Origin of the sequence: Rhizobium sp. M10 (genome assembly GCF_002531955.1) — a bacterium.
Lineage (GTDB): Bacteria > Pseudomonadota > Alphaproteobacteria > Rhizobiales > Rhizobiaceae > Rhizobium > Rhizobium etli_C.
Genome location: NZ_NWTA01000022.1, coordinates 74,393 through 97,639, shown reverse-complemented (window position 1 = coordinate 97,639; position 23,247 = coordinate 74,393). Strand labels below are relative to the sequence as shown.

24 protein-coding genes and 1 riboswitch are annotated in these 23,247 nt (G+C 64.5%); of the genes, 7 read left to right on the top strand and 17 right to left on the bottom strand.

Annotated features, from left to right (window positions below; translation table 11 throughout):
• Nucleotides 1-17: 17 nt before the first annotated feature.
• The 7 genes from CO671_RS26480 to CO671_RS26450 all read right to left on the bottom strand — a co-directional run bounded on the left by CO671_RS26480 (nucleotide 18) and on the right by CO671_RS26450 (nucleotide 6,740).
• Entirely contained in the window at nucleotides 18-302 is a 285-nt protein-coding gene (locus CO671_RS26480) for a hypothetical protein (RefSeq protein WP_141514495.1), read from the bottom strand.
• Nucleotides 303-767: 465 nt separating this feature from the next.
• Entirely contained in the window at nucleotides 768-1,598 is an 831-nt protein-coding gene (locus CO671_RS26475) for an inositol monophosphatase (protein ID WP_097608411.1), read from the bottom strand.
• On the bottom strand, nucleotides 1,595-2,425 hold the full coding sequence (locus CO671_RS26470; RefSeq protein WP_097608410.1) for a glycerophosphodiester phosphodiesterase family protein: 831 nt from the start codon (nucleotides 2,423-2,425) through the stop codon (nucleotides 1,595-1,597). Before CO671_RS26470 ends, CO671_RS26475 begins: the two co-directional genes overlap by 4 nt.
• Nucleotides 2,426-2,435: 10 nt before the next feature.
• Nucleotides 2,436-3,542, bottom strand: coding sequence for a sn-glycerol-3-phosphate ABC transporter ATP-binding protein UgpC (gene ugpC / locus CO671_RS26465; RefSeq protein ID WP_097608409.1), 1,107 nt, complete (start codon nucleotides 3,540-3,542; stop codon nucleotides 2,436-2,438).
• Nucleotides 3,543-3,544: 2 nt separating this feature from the next.
• On the bottom strand, nucleotides 3,545-4,462 hold the full coding sequence (locus CO671_RS26460; protein ID WP_097608408.1) for an ABC transporter permease subunit: 918 nt from the start codon (nucleotides 4,460-4,462) through the stop codon (nucleotides 3,545-3,547).
• 3 nt (nucleotides 4,463-4,465) lie between these two features.
• Entirely contained in the window at nucleotides 4,466-5,356 is an 891-nt protein-coding gene (locus CO671_RS26455; protein WP_010031725.1) for a sugar ABC transporter permease, read from the bottom strand.
• A gap of 76 nt (nucleotides 5,357-5,432) precedes the next feature.
• Nucleotides 5,433-6,740, bottom strand: coding sequence for an extracellular solute-binding protein (locus CO671_RS26450; protein ID WP_097608407.1), 1,308 nt, complete (start codon nucleotides 6,738-6,740; stop codon nucleotides 5,433-5,435).
• 206 nt (nucleotides 6,741-6,946) lie between these two features.
• Here CO671_RS26450 and CO671_RS26445 point away from each other — a divergent pair, with 206 nt between their 5' ends.
• The 4 genes from CO671_RS26445 (at nucleotide 6,947) to CO671_RS26425 (ending at nucleotide 11,773) form a co-directional block, all read left to right on the top strand.
• The gene (locus CO671_RS26445) at nucleotides 6,947-8,098 is read left to right on the top strand and encodes an ROK family transcriptional regulator (protein ID WP_097608406.1); all 1,152 of its coding nucleotides are present in this window, start codon (nucleotides 6,947-6,949) and stop codon (nucleotides 8,096-8,098) included.
• Between the two features lie 270 nt (nucleotides 8,099-8,368).
• Nucleotides 8,369-9,082, top strand: a complete 714-nt coding sequence (locus tag CO671_RS26440; protein WP_097608405.1) for a DNA helicase — start codon at nucleotides 8,369-8,371, stop codon at nucleotides 9,080-9,082.
• Nucleotides 9,083-9,452: 370 nt separating this feature from the next.
• Nucleotides 9,453-10,475, top strand: a complete 1,023-nt coding sequence (locus CO671_RS26435; RefSeq protein WP_097608404.1) for an LLM class flavin-dependent oxidoreductase — start codon at nucleotides 9,453-9,455, stop codon at nucleotides 10,473-10,475.
• A gap of 392 nt (nucleotides 10,476-10,867) precedes the next feature.
• Nucleotides 10,868-11,773, top strand: coding sequence for a LysR family transcriptional regulator (locus CO671_RS26425; RefSeq protein WP_097608403.1), 906 nt, complete (start codon nucleotides 10,868-10,870; stop codon nucleotides 11,771-11,773).
• Here the strand turns inward: CO671_RS26425 and CO671_RS26420 are convergent.
• Together CO671_RS26420 and CO671_RS26415 are read right to left on the bottom strand one after the other, a co-directional pair.
• Nucleotides 11,736-13,001 carry an MFS transporter gene (locus CO671_RS26420; protein ID WP_097608402.1) on the bottom strand — a complete coding sequence of 422 codons (1,266 nt, stop codon included), beginning with the start codon at nucleotides 12,999-13,001 and terminating at the stop codon, nucleotides 11,736-11,738. The genes CO671_RS26425 and CO671_RS26420 overlap by 38 nt on opposite strands.
• Entirely contained in the window at nucleotides 12,998-13,639 is a 642-nt protein-coding gene (locus tag CO671_RS26415; RefSeq protein ID WP_097608401.1) for a helix-turn-helix domain-containing protein, read from the bottom strand. Before CO671_RS26415 ends, CO671_RS26420 begins: the two co-directional genes overlap by 4 nt.
• Nucleotides 13,640-13,798: 159 nt before the next feature.
• Here CO671_RS26415 and CO671_RS26410 point away from each other — a divergent pair, with 159 nt between their 5' ends.
• On the top strand, nucleotides 13,799-14,482 hold the full coding sequence (locus CO671_RS26410) for a class I SAM-dependent methyltransferase (RefSeq protein WP_097608400.1): 684 nt from the start codon (nucleotides 13,799-13,801) through the stop codon (nucleotides 14,480-14,482).
• A gap of 100 nt (nucleotides 14,483-14,582) precedes the next feature.
• Here CO671_RS26410 and CO671_RS26405 read toward each other — a convergent pair whose 3' ends face one another.
• The 5 genes from CO671_RS26405 to CO671_RS26385 form a co-directional block, all read right to left on the bottom strand.
• Nucleotides 14,583-15,383: an ABC transporter ATP-binding protein gene (locus CO671_RS26405; RefSeq protein WP_097608399.1), complete on the bottom strand. Its 801-nt coding sequence runs from the start codon at nucleotides 15,381-15,383 to the stop codon at nucleotides 14,583-14,585.
• Nucleotides 15,384-15,390: 7 nt separating this feature from the next.
• A complete protein-coding gene (locus CO671_RS26400) occupies nucleotides 15,391-16,383 on the bottom strand; it encodes an iron ABC transporter permease (RefSeq protein WP_097608438.1) in 993 nt (330 codons plus the stop codon).
• Nucleotides 16,384-16,424: 41 nt separating this feature from the next.
• Nucleotides 16,425-17,429: an iron ABC transporter permease gene (locus CO671_RS26395; protein ID WP_097608398.1), complete on the bottom strand. Its 1,005-nt coding sequence runs from the start codon at nucleotides 17,427-17,429 to the stop codon at nucleotides 16,425-16,427.
• Between the two features lie 19 nt (nucleotides 17,430-17,448).
• Nucleotides 17,449-18,435, bottom strand: coding sequence for an ABC transporter substrate-binding protein (locus tag CO671_RS26390; RefSeq protein WP_097608397.1), 987 nt, complete (start codon nucleotides 18,433-18,435; stop codon nucleotides 17,449-17,451).
• Nucleotides 18,436-18,582: 147 nt separating this feature from the next.
• On the bottom strand, nucleotides 18,583-19,677 hold the full coding sequence (locus CO671_RS26385; protein ID WP_097608396.1) for an adenylate/guanylate cyclase domain-containing protein: 1,095 nt from the start codon (nucleotides 19,675-19,677) through the stop codon (nucleotides 18,583-18,585).
• A 180-nt stretch (nucleotides 19,678-19,857) separates the two neighbouring features.
• Here CO671_RS26385 and CO671_RS26380 point away from each other — a divergent pair, with 180 nt between their 5' ends.
• Nucleotides 19,858-20,082, top strand: coding sequence for a hypothetical protein (locus tag CO671_RS26380; RefSeq protein WP_010004126.1), 225 nt, complete (start codon nucleotides 19,858-19,860; stop codon nucleotides 20,080-20,082).
• Between the two features lie 84 nt (nucleotides 20,083-20,166).
• Here the strand turns inward: CO671_RS26380 and CO671_RS26375 are convergent, their stop codons facing one another.
• Entirely contained in the window at nucleotides 20,167-20,517 is a 351-nt protein-coding gene (locus CO671_RS26375) for a hypothetical protein (protein WP_097608437.1), read from the bottom strand.
• Between the two features lie 184 nt (nucleotides 20,518-20,701).
• Nucleotides 20,702-21,148 carry an SRPBCC family protein gene (locus CO671_RS26370; RefSeq protein WP_097608395.1) on the bottom strand — a complete coding sequence of 149 codons (447 nt, stop codon included), beginning with the start codon at nucleotides 21,146-21,148 and terminating at the stop codon, nucleotides 20,702-20,704.
• Nucleotides 21,149-21,710: 562 nt separating this feature from the next.
• A riboswitch (FMN riboswitch) is annotated at nucleotides 21,711-21,854 on the top strand.
• 80 nt (nucleotides 21,855-21,934) lie between these two features.
• Between CO671_RS26370 and CO671_RS26365 the strand changes: the two genes are divergently transcribed.
• Nucleotides 21,935-22,369, top strand: a complete 435-nt coding sequence (locus tag CO671_RS26365) for a 6,7-dimethyl-8-ribityllumazine synthase (protein ID WP_097608394.1) — start codon at nucleotides 21,935-21,937, stop codon at nucleotides 22,367-22,369.
• Between the two features lie 39 nt (nucleotides 22,370-22,408).
• On the opposite strand, the gene CO671_RS26360 is transcribed toward CO671_RS26365, so the two are convergent.
• Nucleotides 22,409-23,185: a DUF1194 domain-containing protein gene (locus tag CO671_RS26360; RefSeq protein WP_097608393.1), complete on the bottom strand. Its 777-nt coding sequence runs from the start codon at nucleotides 23,183-23,185 to the stop codon at nucleotides 22,409-22,411.
• Between the last annotated feature and the right edge of the window lie 62 nt (nucleotides 23,186-23,247).

Genomic DNA, 23,247 nt, shown 5'->3' with positions numbered 1-23,247 from the left:
ATCGATGGGCAGCCTGCTTACAGGCGGGTGACCCCAGACGGTGCGTGCCCGTTCACGAGGAGAAAATCGATAGCTTCTGCGGCCCAGCCGTTCTGGGCAAGCCACTCTGCGAGCGCATCGCGTGTGGCAAAGACCGGACTTACCGGCGAGCCTTCGCTGACATTTTCGTAGAGCTGGAATGCGGTTTTGCTGAGATCCTCCATCTCGTATAACGGCTGATGGTGAGCTCCCACCTCATATTCACCGTCCTCATCGACCGGATGTTGCCAATCGCTTGGAACTCGCACTATTTCAACGCCCAAAGCTCGATCTCCTTTGTGGGATAGACGCAGACGTCATGACAGTGTCCTGCCCGGCTTTCAATCGCGTTTTTGCATTGCCCGTGGCCGCCAACCTCTCTTCCGTCATTGCTGTGTCCGCCCACCTCTCATTCCTCATTCCTGTCCTCGGGCTTCGACCCGAGGGATGTCACAGGAAGCCAGCCACGGCGCGTCCGCGCCGTGAATGACCTACTTACCTTTCAAAGAGTCTCTCGCGCCCAAGGACTTGGGCGCGCTGGATCCCTGTGACGAGCACAGGGATGAGGGAGGGTGAGCAGCGCTTTCGTCCAAATATTGCGTCGGCGGACGGGATGGCGCGAATGATTGGCGCGCGCGAGGCACCGCGGAGAGCCGGTTTTTCCAATGACCCTATCCTGAGGTGCGAGCAACCCACAGGGTGTAACCCGCCAGGACAAGGCTCTCTCGCATGTGTCCCTCGCCGACCGCTCACCCCTCCGCCAAAACCCTGCGGATCGCCTCCCAGCTCTCCGCATCCGGCGCCAGCAGCAACCTGCCCTTCGTCATCGCCGGCCGATAGGCTTCGCCGGTCAGCAGCGCGCCATATCCGCCGGCTTCGCGGTGGATCAGGACGCCGGCGGCGTGGTCCCAGGGTTTGAGTTCGGCGTTGAGGGAGAAGCTCATCGCCCCTGTCGCCACCGCCCGGTACTCATAGGCCGAGCAGCGCCAGGTGGTGGTGCGGGCAAAGCGCAGCAGGTGGCGGGCGTAGGCCGGCCGGTCTTCGGCGGGAAACATGTGCAGCGGCACGAAGCCGTGCATTTCCCCGACGGGCGACGGCGGCGCGACGGCAAGGCGGGTTCGCGCGCCGTCGCGAGCGATGTGCCACGCGCCCAGGCCTTTCCGCGCGGCGAGGAAATCGCCGGTGACGGGGTAATGGATCAGCCCGGCGACGGTCTCTCCGCCGGAGACGATCGCCACGATCATGCCGAAGAGCGACACCCCATGGGCGAAATTCCAGGTACCGTCGACAGGATCGATGAGGACGGCGAGATCGGCATCGGCAAGCCGCGCCAACAGCGCGGGATCAGCCGAGACTGCCTCTTCGCCGACGAGCAGCGCTTCTCGAAACCGCGCCGAAAACGCCTCGCCAAGCCACCGTTCGGCGCCGAGATCGGCATCGGTCACCAGATCATCGGGCGCGGTTTTGGTGCGGATGCCCTCGGCGGCGACGCCGAGGAAGCGGGGCAGGATTTCCGCCCCCGCCGCCGCACGCATATCCTCCATCAGCGCGAAGAGCAGCGCATCGGAAATCTCCCTCACTTCTGGCGCGCCTCGATATAGGCCTTCAGCGCCGCCGGCTGGTCGGTCTGGATGACGCTGATGCCGGATGCCATCATCCGGCCCCAGATCGCATCGGGATCGGCAAGGGCCGCGCTGTCGGTCAGGCCGCAACAAGAGACCGGATCGAGCGAGTTGACCCAGAGCGAGATGCCGGCCTCGCGCAGGCGCGGGTGCTGCCCGGCCAGCGTCTCCAACCGGTCGAATTTGGCCTCGCACATGAACGGCCTGATCGAAAGGATCGCCTCGGCCGTCTGATCGGCGCTTCCCTCGCGGAAGAAAGCTTGGCCCATGAAGGGAATGCCGTCGATGCCGCCTTGCGCGGAAAGCCAGGCGAGCGCCTCCGGCGTGCCGGCGGCAGCCTTGAGATCGACCTGGTCTTCCATGCCCATTTCCTTGACCTTGGCGGCGACGATGCCGAACATCTCGCGGTCCTTGAGGTCGAGATCGACGAAGATGCGGCCGCGCGCGGTTTCGAGCACCTGTTCCAGCGTCGGAATGGTCTCGGTCGTGAACGGCTGGTCCGGCCCGCCATCGGCCATGCGCAGCCTGAGGCTGGTGATTTCGGCGATCGTCATCTCCTCGGGAATGCGGTCGATGCCGGCCATGCGCTCCAGCGTATCGTCATGCAGGATGAACAGCATGCCGTCGGCGCTCTGGCGGATATCCACCTCGACGATGTCATAGCCGCCGGCAATGGCGGCCTCGATCGCCGCAAGGCTGTTTTCGGGAGCATGATGCCAGGCGCCGCGATGGGCGACGATGGCGCAGGGACGCGACGGGTCGGCAATGTGGTCGATGTATTTCATGGACGTTCCTTCAATTTGCGCCGAATGCGCCTGGTATGGCCCTGCCGCTCGCCGCATCGAAGAGATGCAGGCGGGAGGCCGGGAAATGGAGAGAGAGCTGGGCATGGTCGGCGACCTCGGCCCCGAAGGGTGTGGCGATCCTGACGGTCGAGCCGGCAAGCTCGGCGGCGAGCACCGCGTGTGAGCCGAGGTCCTCGCGGAAACGCAAGGCGGATGTGAGCCCGTGGCTGTCCGCCCTGCCGCCGAAAAGGATATCCTCGGGCCGGATGCCGAGCTGATAGGCGCCGGTGAGCTTCGATTGCACGGCCGCCTGTCCGTCGGCGAGTCTCAGCACCGCGCCGTCGCCGGTGACGGGCAGAATGTTCATCGGCGGCGCGCCGATGAATTTCGCCACGAAGACGGAAGCCGGGTGATGATAGATCGCCTTCGGCGTGTCGAACTGCTCGATCCGACCCTTATTGAGGATGAGGATGCGGTCGGCAAGCGTCATCGCCTCCACCTGGTCATGGGTGACGAAGACGGTGGTGGCGCCGATGCGCCGGTGGAGCTCGGCAAGCTCGACGCGCATGTCGTGGCGCAGCTGCGCATCGAGGTTGGACAGCGGCTCGTCGAAGAGCAGCACGCCGGGTTCGCGCACGATGGCCCGGCCGATCGCGACGCGCTGGCGCTGGCCGCCCGACAATTGCGCCGGCTTGCGGGCGAGATAGTCGGAAAGCCCGAGCATCTTCGCCACCGCCCCGACCCGCTCGATACGCTCGGCCTTCGCCATGCCCGAAATCTTTAGGCTGTAGGCGATGTTGTCGAAGACGCTCATATGCGGATAGAGGGCATAGTTCTGGAACACCATGGCGCAGCCGCGGTGTTTCGGTTCCAGATCCTGCACCTGGCGCCCGCCGATCGCGATCTGCCCGGCGCTCACCCGCTCCAACCCCGCGATCATCTGCAGGAGCGTGGACTTGCCGCAGCCGGACGGGCCGAGAACGACGGTGAATTCGCCGGCCCTGAGCTCGACATCGAGCGGCGGGATGACAACGGTCTGGGCATCATAGGCCTTGGTGACGCCTGTCAGCTTGATGTTGGCGGCAGCGGCGCGGATCGCCATGTCGATCGCGTTCATGGCTATTTCTCCGTGAGAACGAGGCCCTGGACGAGATAGCGCTGCAGAAGCGCGATCATCGCCAGCGGGATGATTGAGACGACGATGGTGGCGGCCATGATCATCGGGAAATCGGGCACCGTCCCATCGGCATCGGGAACGAGCCGCGCCAGCCCGACGACGGCCGTCTGCATGTCCGATGTCGAGGCGGCGACGAGCGGCCAGAGATATTGCGTCCAGCCGCTGAGGAAGGTCAGCACGAAGAGCGCGGCGAAGCTGGTGCGCGACAGCGGCAGCAGGATGTCGAACAGGAAACGGATCGGCCCCGCCCCATCCATGCGCGCCGCCTTGAACAGATCTCTCGGCAGGGTGAGGAAGAACTGGCGGAACAGGAAGGTGCCGGTGCCGTGGGCGACAAGCGGCGCGATGAGGCCGAAATGCGTGTTCAGCAGGCTCCACTCGAGCTTGACGGGCGCGCCGAAATAATCGGCGATCAGCCCGTTCAGTCCGGTCATGTCGAGCAAGGCATTCACCGGCGAAAACACGTTCGACGCCACCTGATAGGTGGTGATGACGCGAATTTCGATCGGCAGCATGATGGTCGCGAGGATCAGCGCAAAAGCCACGCCCGCCCAGCGGACACGGAAATAGACGATGGCATAGGCCGACAGAAACGACAGCACGCAGGTGGCGATCGCATCGCCGAGGGCGACCGCCAGGCTGTTCAGCATCTGGATCGGGATGTGGGTTTTGGAAAAAACCCGCGCCATGTTGGAGAACAGCTGGTCGCCAGGGATCCATGCCAGCCCGTTGCGCAGCATATATTCATAGGATTGCGAGGCGGTGGCGAGCGTCAGGTAGAGCGGCCCAAGAATATAGAGGATGCCGACGACGAGGACGAGGCTGGCGGCGATGTTGAGGGAACGCGCGTTTTCGATCATGGGTCACCGCTCGTAATTGATGCGCCGGCCGAGGAAGAGGAACTGGGCGGCGGTGAGAAGGACGATGAAGACCATCAGGATCGCCGTCTGTGTCGAGGCGCCGGACAGGTCGTAGCCGGAAAAGCCGTCGGTATAGATCTTGTAGACGAGCAGCGTCGTCGAGCCGCCCGGCCCGCCCTTGGTGATCGTGTCGATCAGGGCGAAGGCGGAGGTGACGCTTTCGGTGAATTCCAGCACCAGCGTCAGGAAGAGCTGCGGCGCGATCAGCGGCAGCTGAACGTCGAGGATGCGCCGCCACGGCCCTGCCCCATCCATGGCGGCCGCCTGGTGCATGGTGCGCGGGATCGATTGCAGCCCGGCGAGCAGTATGACGAAATTGAACGGAATGCCGCCCCAGACATGGGCTGCTATCAGCGTGATGAAGGCGTCCGTGCCATCGATGCCAGGTGCCCAGATGCCGGGAAAGATGGAGTTGAGCGGCGCAAGCACGCCGACGAAAGGATTGAAAAGGAAGGCGAAGACGACGCCGATCGAGGCGCCCGCCACGCCCTTCGGCCAGACGAGCACGTTGCGAGCCGGCAGCGAGAGGCGGATCTTGCGATCGGCCGCGACCGCCAGGATCAGCGGGATCAGCACCGCCAGCGAGGAGCCGGTGACCATGAAGACGATGGTGCGCCAGCCGGCCTCCCAGAATTCCGGATCGGAGAGCACACGGGCGAAATTGTCCCAGCCGACGAACATCGAGCCGCCGCCGAAGGGGCGCTCGAGAAAGAACGACCAGTAAAAGGCTTGGAAGATCGGCGCATAGAAGAACAAGACGATCAGCAGCATGAACGGCGCCACCAGAAGAAGCGGCAGCCAGCGATGGCTGAAAAGCGAAGATTCCGACGTCATGGGAGGAGCCCTGCATGGAAAGAACCGTAAGGGGCGCGCGCGGCTCCGCGCGTCCCTTACGGAGGAGTGTCCGGGGTCAGGGCAGCTTCACGCCCTTGTAGGTCTGCTCGAAGCGGCGCAGCAGTTCGTCGCCGCGCTTCTTGGCGCTGTCGAGTGCTGCCTGCATGGTCTTCTCCCCGGCAAACGCCTTCTGGGTCTCCTCCATGAAGATCTGTCGGAATTGGACGTAGAAGCCGAGGCGGATGCCGCGCGTATCCGGCGTGCGCGGCTCGTTCATCGAACCGATGCCGAGAGCCGCCGTCGCATATTTCGGCGAACCGGCCTCGCCGCTCTTATCGATCGCCTCCATCACGTCATTGGTGACGGGCACGTAGCCGGTGGCCGCGGTAAAGGCCATCTGCTGCTGGGGACGGCGCAGGAAATCGAGAAAGGCCTTGGCGCCTTCGATTTCTGCCTTGTCATGACCCTTCATCATATAGATCGAGGCGCCGCCGACGAAGGTGTTGTGACGCTCGTGGCCCTGATACATCGGCGCCAGGGAGACGGTCAGTTCGTACTTGCCTTCGAAGGCCTTGGCGGAGGCCGTATAGGAGCCCGAGGAATTTTCCATCATCGCGCATTCGCCGGCATTGAAGGCGGCGGTGAAATTGCCGGCCTTGGTGTCGTTTCCGAGCTTCACGAGCCCTTCCTTGCGCCAATCGACAAGGTTCTGCAGATGCTTGGCGGCGAAGGTGGTGTTGAAGACATATTCGGCATCGAGGCCGTCATAGCCGTTGTGCTCGGAAGCGATCGGCAGGCCGTGGCGGGCCGAGAATTGTTCGAGCACGCGCCACGTATCGCCATCGGTGGTGAAGGGGCAGGCATGGCCGGAAGCCTTCAGCTTGCGTGCGGCCTCGATGATCTCTTCCCACGTCTCAGGGGTCTTGGTGATGCCCGCTTTTTCGAGCTCGGTCTTGTTGGTGTAGAAGAGCAGCGTGGAGGCATTGTAGGGCTGGGCGAAGAGCTTGCCGCCCGAGGTTTCGTAATAAGCACGAGCGCCGGTGATGTAATTGTCCCACTTGACGTCGGGCAGCTCCTCCTGGACCGGCACGACGGCGTCCGACAGCATCAGGTCGAGCGTGCCGGCGTCGAAGAACTGGATGAGGACGGGATGGTTCTTGGCGCGGAAGGCGGCGATCGCCTTCTGCATCGACACCTCGTAGCTGCCCTGTCCGACGCAGGTGATGTGATGCTCGGACTGCGCAGCATTGAAAGCAGCGCACTGATCCTGGATCGCCTTTTCGACGACACCGGTATTGCCGTACCAGAATTCGATATTGGCGGCCTGCGCAGAACATGCGCCCGCCGTCAGCGCGGCCGCAGCCGCCAGAATGGAAATCTTCATCTTGCCCTCGCCTGTTTGATCGACCGGCTCACAGCCCGCCTTTGGTGATGGCGGATTATTACACATAGTGTGTAACAATTTGGTGACGGATGCTAGCTTGCCGCGACAGCAGGCTATTGCTATAGGCTGCAATCACGGATGTACCGCTGGCGACGGACCTTATTACTACACGCATAAGGTAATTATCGACGACCGAGGTGTTGGATATGACCTATTTCCCGGAGCCGCTGATCGCCCCGCACTTCCTGCGCGAAGGCGGTGGGGTCGTTTCTCCCAACGAACGCGATCTCCTGCGGCTGATCTGGCGCAATCCCGGCCTCTCCCGCTCCGAAGTCACGGGCCACACCGACCTCACCCAGCAATCGGTCTACCGGATCATCGACCAGCTGGAGGAGCGTGGCATCGTCTCCTTCGGCTCGCCGAAGCCGGGCGCCGGCCGCGGCCAGCCGAGCCCGACGCTGCGTCTCGAGGGCCGCTACGCCTATAGCTGCGGCATCTCCGTCAATACCGATGTCATCGGCATCTGCCTGATGGATATATCAGGCAGGGTGCTCGCCGAAAGCAGCATCACCCTGCGGGAACGCTCGATGGCGCAATCGCTCGATCTCGTGCGCGAGCAGCTGATCGAGCATCAGCGGGAAAACGACCTCTCCGACGAAGCTTTCTTCGGCATCGGCTTTGCCATTGCCGGCTTCCACGTCAGCGGCACCCGCTTCAACGCACCGCTGCCGCTGCACGAATGGTCGCTGATCGAGCTCGGGCCGCTGCTGTCGGAATTCTTCGGCAAGCCGGTCTGGGTGCACAACGGCGCCAAGGCGGGAACGGTCGCCGAATCCATGTTCGGCGCCGGCCGCTACATCAGGCACTTCGCCTACCTCAGCTTCAATTACGGCTTCGGCGGCGGCCTCGTCAGCAATGGCGAACTGCTGCATAGCGGCGTCGGCAATGCCGGCGAATTCTCCGGCATGTACGACGCCGAGGAAAACAAGCGCCGGCCGGCCCTGCAATACCTGATCGAAAATCTCAACCGCAACGGTCTCGACATTCCTTCGATCACCTACATGCGCAAGCATTTCGATGCGAAATGGCCGGGTGTTGCGGAATGGGTGGACGAGGTGACGCCGGCCTACAGCCGGCTCATCAACGCGATCTGGGCGATCTTCGATCCGCAGGGGATCGTCTTCGGCGGCCAGATCCCGCCGGCGCTGGCGCAGATGCTGATCGACCGCACCGAGATCTTCGACCGCCCCCGCTACGGCGTCGCTCGCCCCCGCCCGAAGCTGATCATTTCCGAAATCGCAACCGACGCCTCGGCCATGGGGGCGGCGATCGCCCCGTTCAAATCCGCCTATTATTGATCCTCGGCAGCTGATCGACGCGAGCAGAAACCGACTCCCGTAATTCCCTCCGCTTCCGCTTGCGGGCGTTACGCATTTTTTGCTCCGAGGCGACGCAGGCAATTTTCGACCGAATGGACCTGCGCTATGATCTGATTCCGGCGCAGCCCACGCCTCCCCCCTCCATCGGGAAAGCAGACGTCATGCAGGGCTACCTGACACCGAACCGACTGTTCGAGCACTGGCATAAGGAGGGATTGCGGACGACGCTCGCAAATAGGAGGTTTATCCATGAAGACCACTCAACCCATCTATCACCTCAAGCGTAAGGCCAAGGCGTTGTCGCGCGCCGAGGACATACCGCTGCATCAGGCGCTCGACCGCATAGCCAAGGACGAAGGCCATGGCCGCTGGAGCCTGCTGGCGGCAAAGGCATCCGACACTACGCCCGCCGGCGAGCTGTTTGCACGTTTGCAGCCCGGCGACCTCCTGCTCCTCGGTGCCCGGCCCGGCCACGGCAAAACCCTGATGGGTCTCCAACTCGCGGTCGAGGCGATGAAGACGGGCCATCCCGGCATATTCTTTTCGCTGGAGTATACGCGAGAGAATGTCGAAGACCGCCTTCGTGCTATCGGCATCGACCGCACGCAGTTCGATCACCTGTTCGAATTCGACGGCTCCGACGCCATCAGCGCCGACTACATGACCGAAAAACTGGCCTCCACGCGCCGCGGCACCCTCGTCGTCATCGACTATCTCCAGCTGCTCGACCAGAAGCGGGAAAACCCGGAGCTCTCGGCCCAGGTCAGAACGCTGAAGGCTTTCGCGCGCCAACGCGGCCTGATGATGGTCTTCATCGCGCAGATCGACCGATCCTTCGAGACGACTGAAAAGTCCCTGCCCGATATCACCGACATCAGGCTGCCGAACCCGCTTGACCTGAAGCTGTTCGACAAGACGTGTTTCCTGAACAACGGAAAGATGGCCTTCGCCGCGGCGCTTTAGGAAGCTGCGTTGCCCCGGTCGCAGGTCTCACGCCTGACCCGCGACCGGGTGTTTGCCGGCGGAACAGTTCGCACCTCCGGCGTGAACGCAAGATGGTGGAGCTTGCTCCGCTGAGCCCGTTTAATCATAGTGCCGGCATGAGTGGATACGATAGCCCTTTCGAGTATTATGGTCGGTCGATGTCTTCGAGCCGTAGGGCTCGCCACCCGGCATGACGCCCCGACGATGAACCGGAGAGAGACCGAGGGAAGGCTCGGCAACAGGCATATGGCAGCGCCGATGCGCGCACCCAGTTCCGATTGTCATGCAACCCGAAACTGTGCCATGACCTGTCGACCCCAGACACAACGGATCAAGGTGCAGTATCAGCATGAAGAAGATCGGATTCCTTTCGTTCGGGCACTGGACGCCCTCGCCGCAATCGCAGACGCGCTCGGCGGGCGACGCGCTGCTGCAGTCGATCGATCTTGCCGTCGCCGCTGAAGAGCTCGGTGCCGACGGCGCCTATTTTCGCGTACACCACTTCGCCCGGCAGCTGGCCTCGCCCTTCCCGCTGCTGGCCGCCGTCGGTGCTAAGACCAGCCGGATCGAGATCGGCACGGCCGTCATCGACATGCGCTACGAGAACCCGCTTTATATGGCCGAGGATGCGGGTGCCGCCGATCTGATCGCCGGCGGCCGGCTGCAGCTCGGCATCAGCCGCGGCTCGCCCGAGCAGGTGATCGATGGCTGGCGCCATTTCGGCTATGCCCCGCAGCAAGGTCAGGACGAGGCCGAGATGGCGCGGCGCCACGCGGAGGTCTTTCTTGAAGTGCTGGGCGGCGAAGGTTTCGCCAAGCCGAACCCGCGGCCGATGTTTCCGAACCCGCCCGGTCTCCTGCGTCTCGAGCCGCATTCGGAGGGGCTGCGCGAGCGGATCTGGTGGGGCGCCAGCTCCAACGCCACCGCCGTCTGGGCGGCAAAGCTCGGCATGAACCTGCAGAGCTCGACGCTGAAGGATGACGAGACGGGAGAGCCGTTCCACGTCCAGCAGGCAGATCAGATCCGCGCTTACCGCGAGGCCTGGAAGGCCGCCGGCCACGCCCGCCAGCCGCGCGTCTCGGTCAGCCGCAGCATCTTCGCGCTGGTCGATGAGCGCGACCGCGCCTATTTCGGCTATGGCGGCGACGAAGGCGACAAGATCGGCTTCATCGACGAGAAGACCCGGGCGATCTTCGGCCGCAGCTACGCCGCCGAGCCCGATCTGCTGATCAAGCAGCTCGCCGAAGACGAGGCGATCGCCGAAGCCGACACGCTGCTGCTCACCGTCCCCAACCAGCTCGGCGTTGCCTACAACGCCCATGTCATCGAAGCGATCCTGACCCACGTCGCGCCGGCGCTCGGCTGGCGGTGAGGGAATTTACGACAGCCGCGTGGCAGCCCCCCTCTGCCCTGCCGGGCATCTCCCCCACAAGGAGGGAGATTGGCAAGAGGTTGGACCATCAGTCCCTTTCTTCCGTAGCGAAGGAACTATGCGGCAGTTATTTGGGGAAAACCATCGCGCCCAGCCGATCTCCCTCCTTGTGGGGGAGATGCCCGGCAGGGCAGAGGGGGTATTCCACGGTAAGCCCTCTCCTCGTCGCCTGGGCACGACGACCCGGCTCAGGAGAGCGCATCTGCCATCCCACCGCCGCGTGAACGAAGCCTCGGGACCTTACTGCCGCGCCGGACGTTGATGGTGCGAACCTTGAATCGGCCGCAGCACGACCGAATTAAGGCCGTAGCCCGAACCGCTCGAGTTGCCCCATGCCGCGTACGAACCTCAACGATATCCTGATCTTCATGGCCGTCGTCGATGCCGGAAGTTTCATCGCCGGCGGCCAGGCCATGGGCCTGTCCCGATCGGCAGCGGGAAAGGCCGTCATCCGCCTGGAAGACCGCCTCGGCACGCGCCTGCTCAACCGCACGACGAGAAGGCTGAGCCTGACCGACGAAGGCCGGGTATTCTATCAACATGGTCTAGAAGTCCTCGCTTCGGTCGACGAGGCGGAGGCGAGCGTGGCGGGTCAGAGCGCCGCGCCGCGGGGTGTTCTCAGGTTCACCGTTCCCGATGCCTTCGGGCGGCTCGTCGTGCTGCCCATCGTCGAAAAATATCTTCTGGCCTGGCCCGACATCCAGGTCGAAGTGAACTTCACCGATCGCAAGACCGACATCGTCGAAGAAGGTTTCGATCTGGCGATCCGGATCGGCACGACGCCGTCGGCATCCGACACCCGGCTGGTCTCGCGGGTGATCGCCGCCGACAGGCCGCGGCTCTGCGCCTCGCCATCCTATCTCGCCGACCGTGGTGAACCGCGCGACATTGACGATCTCGCCGCCCACGATTGCCTGGTCTTTTCCAGCCGCGATCAACGGCAAGGCTGGCGCTTTCGCGGCGAAGGCGGAGCCTGGGTCAAGGCGCAAGGCCGCAGCCGCCTGAGGCTCGACAGCGACGAGGCGATCCGCGACGCCGCCGTCGCGGGCCTCGGCATAGCTCTGCTCCCCGACTTTCTGGTCGCCAGCGATCTCGCCGCCGGCCGCCTCCGCCAGGTGCTGCCGGAGCTCGAAACCGACGACGCCAAGATCGTCACACTCTATCCCGACAAGCGCCTGCTGGAACCGCGGGTGCGCCGCTTCATCGACCTGATGACCAAGGAGCTCGGGCATCAGTGAGCGCGGCGATCTCCCCGTCAAACCCGCGAAAACTCTTCAGTGCCAGCGGCGCAAGCGTGGTCGCGAGATAGGCAATCCCCATCAGGAACAGTGCGGCGGCAAGGCCGAGCGTGCTGATCAGCGCGCCGCCGACGAGGCCGCCGAAGGGGATGAGGGCGAAGCAGAGGGCGGTGTTCAATGCGGTGACCCGGCCGGTCAGCGGCTTGGGGATGCGCTCGAAGATGACTGCCGACAGGATCGGGTTGAGGAAGCCCGACGCGAATCCTGCGATGGCGAGCGTCGCAAAGACAAGGCCGATGGGCGCATCCAGCGCGGGAACGAGAAAGCGCGGAAAGCCGGTCAGGAGGAAGGCCACGGTATAGACCGTCAGGCGCGGCATGCGCTCGCCGATCGCCGCAGCAATCGCAGCACCCGCGATCGAGGCGCCGGCGAAGGCGGCAAACATCGCCCCGAGCAGCTCCGGGCCATGGCCGGCATCTTGTGTCCAGACCGGCAGCAGCACGGCATGATAGGCCTGGTCGAAGAGATTGGTAACCGCCACCATGGCGACGATGCTGACGAGCACGGCATCGCCGCGCAGAAAGCGCCAGCCCTCACGGAGATCGTCGAGATAAGAAGCCCGTTCAGCCGGTGGAGTTTTGGGCGCGGGCGCGCGGCGCGTCCCGGGTATGCCCACGGCGACGATCAGCGCGGCGGCGGCGAAAGTGGCGGCATTGACGAGCAGCGCCTGGCCCGGGCCGATCAGCCCGATCAACGCGCCGGCGCCGGCCGCCCCCGCCGTCGAGGCCAGCCGCTCGATGGCGCTCGCAACGCCGGTCACCCTTTCGAGCGGCACATTGGCGAGCGTGGCGATATCTGGAACCATTGCCTGCTTGGCCGCATCGGAAGGGGCACGCAGCACGCCCATCGCAAAAACGAGCGGCAGCAGCACCGGCATGCCGAGCAGACCGAAGAGATCGAGAAGCGGCACCAGAGCGACAACGAATACAGAAGCGGTGTCTGAGATGATGGCGATGCGCTTGGCGCCGACGCGGTCGATCAGCGGTCCGCCGAGCGCCTTGGCGACGACATAGGGCAGCATCTCCATCATCGCCGTCAGCCCCGTCAGCACGGGGCTGCCCGTCGTGCTCAGCACCAGCCAGGGAATGGCGATGGTCGAAAGCCGCGTGCCGGAGAGCGAGAATGTCTCGGCGGCGGCGAGCGCCAAGAGGGGCCCGCCCCTCCTCACGGCGCGTCCTCCCCTTCGCGATGCGGAAGGCGGCCCGGATAGGGAAAGGCGTGCAGCATGACATAGAAAGGAACCATGCCCGCTTCTTGAGACGCCGCCTCCCCCAGCCGAGGGGCCGCCTGCATTGCGTCCAGGATGATATCCCTTAGCCGTTTCGTCAGCGCCTCGGCCTGCGCCGCCGTCATCGGGATGATGAGGTCGTCGGCGGCCGTCGCCTTGCGCCATTCGGCCGGCAGCTCGGCATATTCCTCCAACGCCTGCTGCATCTGGCCGACCTGCAGCGAGAGTGCGGCCTGGTTGAAGGCGATGTCGAGATCGAGCGCCTCCCCTTCGGCTTCGCTCGCCGGCACCGAGGTCAGCTCGTGGCTGGCGCGCCACCAGCGGTCGCGCCGCGAGGCATGCGGCGCCTCCTCGATGAAGCCGTATTGGGCAAGCTGGCGCAGATGGTAGCTCGTCGCGCCGCTGTTCAGGCCGAGCCGCGCGGCCAGCTGCGTCGCCGTGGCAGGCCCATCGATCCGGAGCATGCCGAGCATGCGCAGCCGGACAGGATGGGCCAGCGCCTTCAGCGCGGTCGGTTCGGGCACGACCCGGCTGACGGTGCGGGCATCTGCGGCAGGTTTAGGGTGCGGATGTTTCATACCTCAAGCATACAATCGCAAACATATCTTTGCAAAACTTTCTTTGCAAAATATTCGGAGGCTGTGGAAGGCGCTCGAAAACCGGCTCCTGATCTAGCCAAGCATGACCCCACATCCTAAGACCGTCACCGTGATCGGCATGATGCGAGGGGCAAGAGGATGGCTGAGGACGCGCAGAAAAACATCGGCACGTGGTATATCGATCCCGACGCCGAAGACAGGATGGCCGATGGACATGCGCCCATCTGGCGCCACCTGATCGACCTCATCCTCGAGCGCGACCTGACCGACAAGAGCGTGCTCGATTTCGGCTGCAATCAGGGCGGCCTGCTGCGCCATCTCTATGCGATCCGCCCCTTCCGCAAGGCGCTCGGCATCGATATCGCCGAAACCTCGATCGCCAAGGCCGAGACGCTGAAGGGCAATCTGCCGATCCAGCATCAGGTCGGCGGCAGGCTCGACGGCTGGAGCGAAGAATTCGATCTCGCCGTCAGCCATGAGGTCATCTACCTCGTTCCCGATATCGACGCCCACGCCGCCGACATCTGGCGGGCGCTGAAATCCGGCGGCGTCTATTATGCCGTCACCGGATGCCATACGGATAACCCGCTCTGGCCGAAATGGCGCGAGCTCGTCGCCAACCGCACCAACACCGTCGTCCAGGACCGGTCGATCACCGATTACGGCCGCGCCTTCGAAAAGGCGGGCTTCGACGTCTCCGCCCGCAAGCTCGAATATGACGGCTTCATTCCCTTCGTCGCGGACGGCTGGACGCCTGATTTTGCCGATGCGCTGAATTACTACACCCAGACGAAGATCGTCTTCAGGCTGGTGAAGCGCTAAAGCGCGTCGCGTCAAATATGATTCATGCGACGCGCTTTAGCTCTTTGTTTTGACGCATGTCGTTGTCCCGGAACCGCTGCACACTTCCGGGCGACAGGCATTAGACCGTATCGGCTCGCTGAAGCCGCATCAGCTCGACATCGAAATGCGGCGGGCTGTCGGGCGCGACCTGGACGAAACGGCCTCTGACGCGGAAGATTTCCTGGATTAGCCCGCGTTCGGCGAGCTCCCCAGGGGCGCCGTCGAATCTGAGCTCGCCTTTTTCGAGCAGCGAGATGCGGTCGCTGACGGCGATGGCCTGGTTGATGTCGTGGATCGCCATGACGACGGTCACGCCCTTTTCCCGGCTCAGCCGATGCACGAGGTCGAGCACCTCGACCTGATAGCCGATATCGAGGAAGGAGGTCGGCTCGTCGAGCAGCAGGATCTCCGCTTCCTGGGCGAGAGCGGCCGATATCCAGGCCCTTTGCCGCTCGCCGCCGGACAGTTCCCGAAGGCTGCGGTCGGCAAGCCCCGACAGGCCGGTGCTTTCGAGCGCCCATTCGATCGCGTCTTCGTCGCGACTGTCATAGGAGCGGAACAGGCCGACATGCGGATAGCGGCCCTGGCGCACGAGCTGGGCGACGGTCATTTCATCTGGCGCGGTCGGCTGCTGCGGCAGGAAGGCAAGCCTCTTCGCCAGCATGCGGCGCGACATGGAGGCGACGGCAACGCCGCCGAGCGACGCTCGGCCCCCGGCCGGCCGGATCAGCCCTGCCAGCGCATGCAGCGCCGTGCTCTTGCCCGAGCCGTTCGGGCCGATCAGCGCGCGGATCTCGCCCTTTTCGAGCGAGAGGCTGAAGCCGTTAAGGGCCTTTCGCTGGCCGTACATCACCGAGAGGTCGGAACAGGACAATGGCATTTCGGCCTCACATGGTTTTGCGCAGCAGCGCGAGCAGGAGCGGCACGCCGAAGACGGCCGTGACCACGCCGATCGGGATTTCCTCGGCTTGGCCCAACAGCCGGCCGATGAGATCGCCGAGCGTGACGATGACGGCGCCGAGCACGATCGTCAGCACCAGCGACAGCATGAAATTCCGTCCCGCCAGGAAACGGGCGAGGTGCGGCACGACGAGACCGATGAAGACGACAGGGCCGACCGCGCCGACCGCACTCGCCGCAAGTGCAGAAGATACGATCAGCACGACCGAGAACTGTCTCTTATAGCCGAGGCCGAAAGAGCGGGCGACGGATGCATCGAACTGCAGCAGCGTCAAGGGCCGGTAGATGACCGGCAACATGGCGAGCCCGACGATGGTGAAGGGCAGCAGGAAGAGCGCGTGATCCCAGCTGCGGGCGTAAAGGCTGCCCGACAGCCATTCGAGGATGATCTCGATGCGGGCCGATCCCCAACCGGCGATGAGGCCGATCGCCACCGCATGCAGCACCGCCCCGACCGCCACGCCGCAGAGCGTGATGCGCAGTGCGCTGAGGCCGAGGCGAAAAGCCAGGAGATAGATGACGCCGCCGGCGATCAGGCCGCCGGCAAGCCCCGCCGCCGGCAGCCATGCGACCGGCAGCTCGGCAAGCGTGTTCGAGCCCGGCTCGAAGATATAGACCGTGAAGAGCAGGAAAATCGTCACCGACAGCGTTGCCCCTTGCGACACGCCCATCAGCGACGGATCGGCGAGCGGATTGCGGGTGATGGTCTGCAGCAGATATCCCGCTAGCGAAAAATGGATGCCGGCCAGAATGCCGGTGGCGATGCGCGGCAGCCGGATATCGAGAATGATCAGCTGCGCCTCCGCCGAGCCACCGCCGGTCAAGACGGCCGCGACATCGGCCATCGGAATATCGGCAACGCCGAGAAAGATCGCCGCCGCCAGCGACAGGACCGTCAGGATGGCCAGTGCGGCGGCCATGCCGAAGCCCGGCGAAACGGCCGATGTCGAGGCCGGGGCGCTCATCGTGCCTCACCCGCAAGGCTCAGCCGCCCGCGCTGGACGAGATAGATAAAGACGGGGCCGCCAAGCAGCGCGGTGACGATGCCGACCGGCAGCTCACGCGGGATGGCGATGCTGCGCGCCAAAACGTCGGCGACGGTGACGATCAGCGCGCCGAGAGCAGCACTGAGCCCAATCTCCCACCCGGTGCCGCGCGGCTTGAGCAGCCGGGCGATGTGGGGAGCGGCCAGCCCCACGAAGGCGACCGGCCCGGCGACCGGCGCGACACCGGCGACCGGAAGGACGGCGAGAACGAGGATGAGCGGCTTCCAGAAGCCGAGCTGCAGGCCCATGCCAGCCGCCGCATGATCGCTCAGCATGAACATGGCGATGACGCGCCGCAGCAGCAGGGCGCCGGCGACGCCGGCGATCGTCCAGGGCAGCATGTAGAAGAGATGCAACCAGGTGCGCCCCTGGAAGCCGCCGGCAAGCCAGAAGAGCAGCGATGCCGATTGCGGCCCGGTCAAAAGCAGCACATAGGTGGTGATCGCACTCAGAAAGAGCGAGACGCTGACGCCGCCGAGCGCAAGCTGCAGCGGCCGCCCCTGCCCGCCATGCGACACCCAGAATGTCACCGAGGCTGCCGCAAGCCCGCCGGCAAGGCCGATGAAGGGATAATAGGCCGGCGATATCGAGGGCAGGAAGACGAAACAGCAGACGATCGGCGCGACCGCCCCCGATGTGACGCCGGTGATGCCGGGATCGGCCAGCGGATTGCGCGTCAGCGTCTGCAGCACATAGCCGGAAACGGCAAGCCCCGCGCCGCCGGCAGCCGCCGTCAGGCTGCGCGGCAGCCGCAGCGTCCAGACGAGAATGGATTCGATCTTGCCATCGGGCGCCAGGAGCACGCGGATGGCGGTCTCGGCCGACAGCGTCTTGGCACCGATCAGCAAGCCGAGCAACACCGCCAACATTGTCGCGATGCCGATGAGCCCGATGGCCAGGAATGATTGCCGGGGGCTCATCGCCGGTCTTGTCCCCGGCTTAGTTCTGCAGTTCGGCCGGGATCAGCTTGGCGGCTTCCGCCTTGACGTCGACGGCCGGGAACGTGTCGGGATAGAGGTAGTGCGCGGCCTCGCGCAGCACGATTTCGCGGGCGATCGGGCCATTGGTCTCGACCCACTGGTCGCCGACATAGAAGACCCGGTTGTTCTTGACCGCCGACAGCTGCGACCAGATCGGATTGCCTTCATGCGGGCGATCCGGGCCGGAATCGTAGACGAAGATCACCTCCGGGTCCTTCTCCAACATGGTTTCGAGGCTGAGGTCGATGCCGAACTCGCCGCCCGGGGTCTTCGGGCCGGGAACATTGTCGCCGCCGATCGCAGCGACGATCGAGGCCGAGGTGTTTTCCGTGTGGAAGGCGAAAGGTGTCGCGCCGCCCCACATGATCAGGAAGCGCGGATGCTTGTCCTTCGGCGCCTTGGCGGCGAATTCCGCCAGATGCTTGCGGAAATCGGCGTTCAGCTGCTCGCCGCGCTCGGGCTTGCCGAGCAGCTTGGAAAGGGCGGCGGTCTCGCCGTAGCTCTCTTCGAGCAGCTCCATATTATAGGCGACGTAAGGCGCGATGTTCTGCAGCTGCGCCGCATTGCCGACCGTATAGCGGCGGATCGCGATGATCAGATCCGGCTTGGCTTCGGAGAGAAGCTCGAGATTGGGCTTGGCGCGCTGGCCGATCTGCTTCATCCCGGCGGTCAGGCCGAGCAGGAAGCTCGGCTCGCGGCCTGCCGTCATATAGGTGCTGGCGACCGGCTTGATGCCGAGCGCGAGCGCGACGTCATCGGCGAAATAGGAAATCGAGGCAATGCGCTTCGGCTGCGCCGGGACTTCGACGGTCACGCCGCGATCATCTACGATGACGCTGCGATCATCGACGATCGAGACCTTCTTGTCCTCGGCCTGAGCGACTCCGGCGAAAAGCATTGCAGACGCCCCCAGCACGGAGAGAAATTTGCGCATATATCGAGTCATGTTTGCCCCCATTCGATGTGCGCACAGGCTTTAGCCAAAAAAGAGGAGTTTCACAATCATGATTCTTGCCGGAGTTTTACGAAGCGGAGAAAGCCGCGGCTGGGAGTAACCCCGCATCTGCGGATTTCGGCAGCATCAGCGCTGAGGTCAATTCTCAGGCAGGGTAAAGACCGCGCAAGGATCGGCGATGCCACGCAAGGCGTGCTCTCCGAGCGGCACGAGCGCCGCTGTCGTGTTCGCCGCCACCGCCCCGGAGATCAGCACGCTGCGGCCGAGTGGCTTGCAGAGCCCCTCGAGCCGGCTGACGAGATTGACGGCTGGGCCGATGGCGGTGAAATCCAGCCGGTCGGCCGCACCGATATTGCCCCACAGGATTTCGCCGAAATGCAGCGCGGCGCCGAAAGGCAGCGGCGCCAGCCCCTGCCCCTGGCGAACCTGGTCGAGATGGACCATGCCGGCGCGGCTGGCGGCGATGGCCCGCAGCGCCGCCTCGCAGGCATCGCGGTCCCCTTGAGCCTTATCCGCCGCAGGCGTGACGGGGAAGATCGCCAGCACACCGTCGCCGATGAATTTCAGCACCTCGCCGCCGAAGGCGTGCACGGCGCCGGCGACGCGGTCGAACCAGGCATCGAGCGTTGCGATCATGGCGTGCGGCTCCGTCACCTCGGAGAGTGCGGTGAAGTCACGCAGGTCGGCGCAGAGAAGCGCTGCGCGGATGGTTTCTCCGCTGCCGCGGGCAAGTGCCCCGGCCTGCACCCGCGCCGCGCTGCGCCGGCCGAGATAGGCCTCGAGCAGGGCTGCCCGCGCCTCTCGCGCCGCGAGTGCGGCAAGCGGCGCAGCGGCAAACCGCGCCACCTCGCGCAGACGGTCCGCCTCGGCCGCGCCGAAAGCGTCCACCCCTGCTCCATTGCCGATGCCCGCCCAGCCAAGCACCGGGCTGTCCTGTGAAGGGCCGATCTGCTGCTCCCATACCGGCCCGAGCCCGGCCAGCCACTCGCGGCCGGCCTCGACGGGCGGAGCCGCAGCGAAAGCGAGCGCCTCGATAACGGCCCCGGTCTCCGCCCGCCACAGCCAGGTGCGCCGCGCGATGATCGGATGCGGCACCGAAAGCGTCAGCGCGCCGCCGGCTAGCGGCAGACCATCGCAAAGCAGCCGGCGTCCGAGCTCGGCCAGGAACCGTTCGGGACCGGGCGAGGCAGCGGCCTCGTCAACCAGCCAGGCAAGGGAGGAAGGCAGATCCATGGCTCAGGATGACATCGCCCGGAGGCGTCCGCAAGCAGACGGTTCCGCGCCGGCGGCTCTTGCCAAAAACAGTGTCGAAAATCCGACACGCCGGTGGAAAGCAGAAAAATAACACTTTAAACTTGCGCTGCTTTGATTCCACTATAATGTCGGGTCATCATCCGCGATTGAGGGGTTGCGATGGGCACGACATTCTGGCCGAAAGATCCGCTGGACGGAAATGACATGACGCTGCTGACGTCGATCCTGCGGCGCTGGTGCGCGCGCTATGGAATCGAGTTTACGGCGGACGAAAGCCGTCTGAAGGCGAAGGAACTCGTCGAATGGTTTGAGTTCGGCGTCAAGGATCCGGCCGAACTCGAAGAGCTGATCGACGGCAAGCACTGGCTGGTTAGCCGGATCTGACCTGAGCGCAATTACAGTTTCCATAAGAAAAGGCCGGGCGAAATATCGCGCCGGCCTTCGTCCGTCAGCCTCATGCCGAGGTTTTTAGTAGTCGTCCCGCCAGCGGCGTTCGCGATCCCAGCGGCGTTCATGGCGCCAGCGCGGGCCATCCCAGTCGCGGTGGCGGCGCTCCCAGCCCCAGCGGGGCGGACCACCATAGAAAGCCACCGGCGGCGGGCGTCGCCAGTTGCGGCGGCATTCGCCCCAGCGGTTCAGGTGCCAGCCGCGGCCGCAGGCGTAGTCGACCTTCGTGACATCGCCCTTTGTGGCATCGCCCTTTGTGGCATCGCTTGTGACCTTGCTCTCGACATTGATTGTCCCCATCGGCATCGCCTGCGCAGAGCCGATCGAAAGGCTGCCAGCGAGCAAGGCAGCCGCGATAGATAGTGCCTTCATCGAAAACTCCATTTCATCCAGCCGTACCCACTTTAGGGCCGCCAAATTGAACTGGAGATGAACCGGGCATTCATGTTTGCAGGTGAAAAAACCTTGCTTTTTGACCGCCGGTCGGAGTGCCCGCCGGCCGTTTTTCCCGCAGCGGCAAGCGCTTGAGAAGCGCCCCGCGCCCGCGAAAAATCGTTCATGTCCTGCCGTAAAAAGGATCCGGTCCCGGATCGCGCCCGGCGGCGACCGCGGTGAGCCGCCCGAGATAATGCTCCCAGCCCTCGGCATGGCCGGCGCACTGCTCCTCGCTCGGCAGGCCGCTATGGGTGAGTCGGAGCAACGTCCCATCCGGCTGCTCGATCAGGTCGATCTCGACCAGGCTGGAGCCCGGCGGCACGGCCTCGCTGCCATCCCATCCGAAGCTGTAGGCAAGCCGATGCACCGGCACGACCTCGCGAAACGAGCCTCGCGCAAAGCGGGCGCCGGTGACATTGACGAGATAGAGCCCGCCCGGCTCCGGCTCGATCTCGGCCTCCGTTCCCATCCATCGCAAAATCTTCTCCGGATCCGTCATCAGCGCAAACACCGCAGCCGGCGGCGCCGCAATATGCGCCTCACGGCGCACGACAAAAGACTCTGGCATGCCTCCCTCCCATGATGGTCACGGCCAGCCCCGCCTCATGCGGGACGGCGCGTCATGCTGTTTCGGCGTGAGTGTGCTCATGGAAGCATGTAGGCGCGAGTGCACGCGCAGCAAGGGCGATCGGACAATGCGTGTCCTCCTCCTATTCGCCGGCCCTCATTGACGGGTGCGGCACCCGCCAAACGCTCCTCATGCTGAGGTGTGTAGCGGGCACCACCTCTCCTCCGTCATTCCTGTCCTCGGGCTTTGACCCGAGGGATGTCACAGGAATCCAGCCACGGCGCGTCCGCGCCGTGATTGACTCCATTGACAGGAGGCGAGTCTCTCGCGCCCAAGGACTTGGGCGCACTGGATCCCTGTGACATCCCTCGGGCGAAGCCTGAGGCCACAGGGATGAGGGAGGCCGGAGAGGCGTGCTCACTCCACTTCCAGCCTCATCAGCCTTGCATACCCCAACGTCTTCATGCTGAGACGCGCAGCCCGAAAGGGCGAAGCCTCGAAGCCACCCCACCACCAAACCAATTCCCCTATTGCCAGCCCGCCGCCTTGCCCCTATTGTCCGCGCCGTTCTCAGGGCGGGGTGGAAGTCCCTACCGGCGGTATGCAGTTTCGATTGCGAGCCCGCGAGCGCCTTCTTAACGAAGGGTCAGCAGATCAGGTGAGATGCCTGAGCCGACGGTCATAGTCCGGATGAAAGAGAACGCGCGTTCCTGCTGCCCTTACCGGCAGCCGGTGAACGTTCGTGATCGCCTTGGGTGACGTGTCTGTACGCCAAAGGAGATTACCATGACACCCACCCGTTATGCCTTCGTCAAAGCCGGCTGGCACGCCGATATCGTCGACCGTGCGCTCGAAGGTTTCCAGCAGCTCATTCCAGCTGAGCAGATCGATGTGTTCGACGTTCCCGGCGCATTCGAAATGCCGCTGCTGTCGCGCGATCTTGCGGCGACCGGGCGCTACGGCGCCGTCATCGCCGCCGCCTTCGTCGTCGATGGCGGGATCTACCGTCACGAATTCGTCGCCCAGGCCGTCGTCGATGGCCTGATGCGCGCCGGCATGGATACCGGCGTTCCGGTTCTGTCGGTTTCGCTGACCCCGCACAATTACCAGGAAACCGAGCATCACACGCAGATCTACCGCGCGCACTTCGTCGAGAAGGGCCGCGAGGCGGCCCGAGCCGCGCTCATGATCGGCAAAACGCGCGCCGCTCTCGCGGCGTAAACCTCCGCATCGAGGCGGCGGCAACGCCTGCCGCCTCTCTTACCGGTCAAACATATCCCGCCACTGCTTCTCTCCGATCAAGCAGTCCGTTGCCGGCTCCGCGCCGGCGATCGGCTGTACCGTCGCCGGCGGAGACAAGCCGCTGATCTCCATCACCAGCTTGCGGCGCACGGCGACGGCGAAGTCCTCGATCTTGCGGACCGGCAGCACGAAGGCGCCGGGGCCGCCGATGACGCAGTCGGCATAATATTTGTCGAGCCCGTCGGGCGCATCGGAAGGCCGCAGCATGAGGGCGAGGCCGTTGATGACCATGCCTGATGCCACCGCCTTGTCGCGGACGGGCGTGACGGGATTGCCGGAATTGTTCGGACCGTCGCCGGAGACATCAATCACCTCCCGCCTGCCCCGGAAGGGGCTGGAGATGATCATGCTGACGCCCTGGGCGATCGCGGTGGAGATCGAGGTGCGCCGCTGCGTGCCGATCGGCCGGGCGTCGACCTTGTCGGCAAAGGCGATCGCATCCTGCTCCGTCGCGATCACCTGCCAGTCGATCACCGAACCCTGGACGACATAGCCCGCCCATTCAAAATAGCTGATGGCGATGCGGCCGGTGAGCCCGCCCTTCACCGCATCGATGAATTCCTTGTGTTTCAGCGCCTCGACATAACCGTCGCGCTGGATGCCGATCTCTTCGAAATCCATCGACCGCGAGGTGTCGACGGCAAGCACCAGCGTCACGTCGACCTCGTTTGCCGCAGCCTGCGCCGTCGGCACGACACCGGAAAGACCCATGAGCACCGCAAGTGACGTCAGCATCGGCAGATCCCCGCGACATTCCCACGCCGGGCGACTCTAGCACAGCTTGGCCGCCGCCGAAC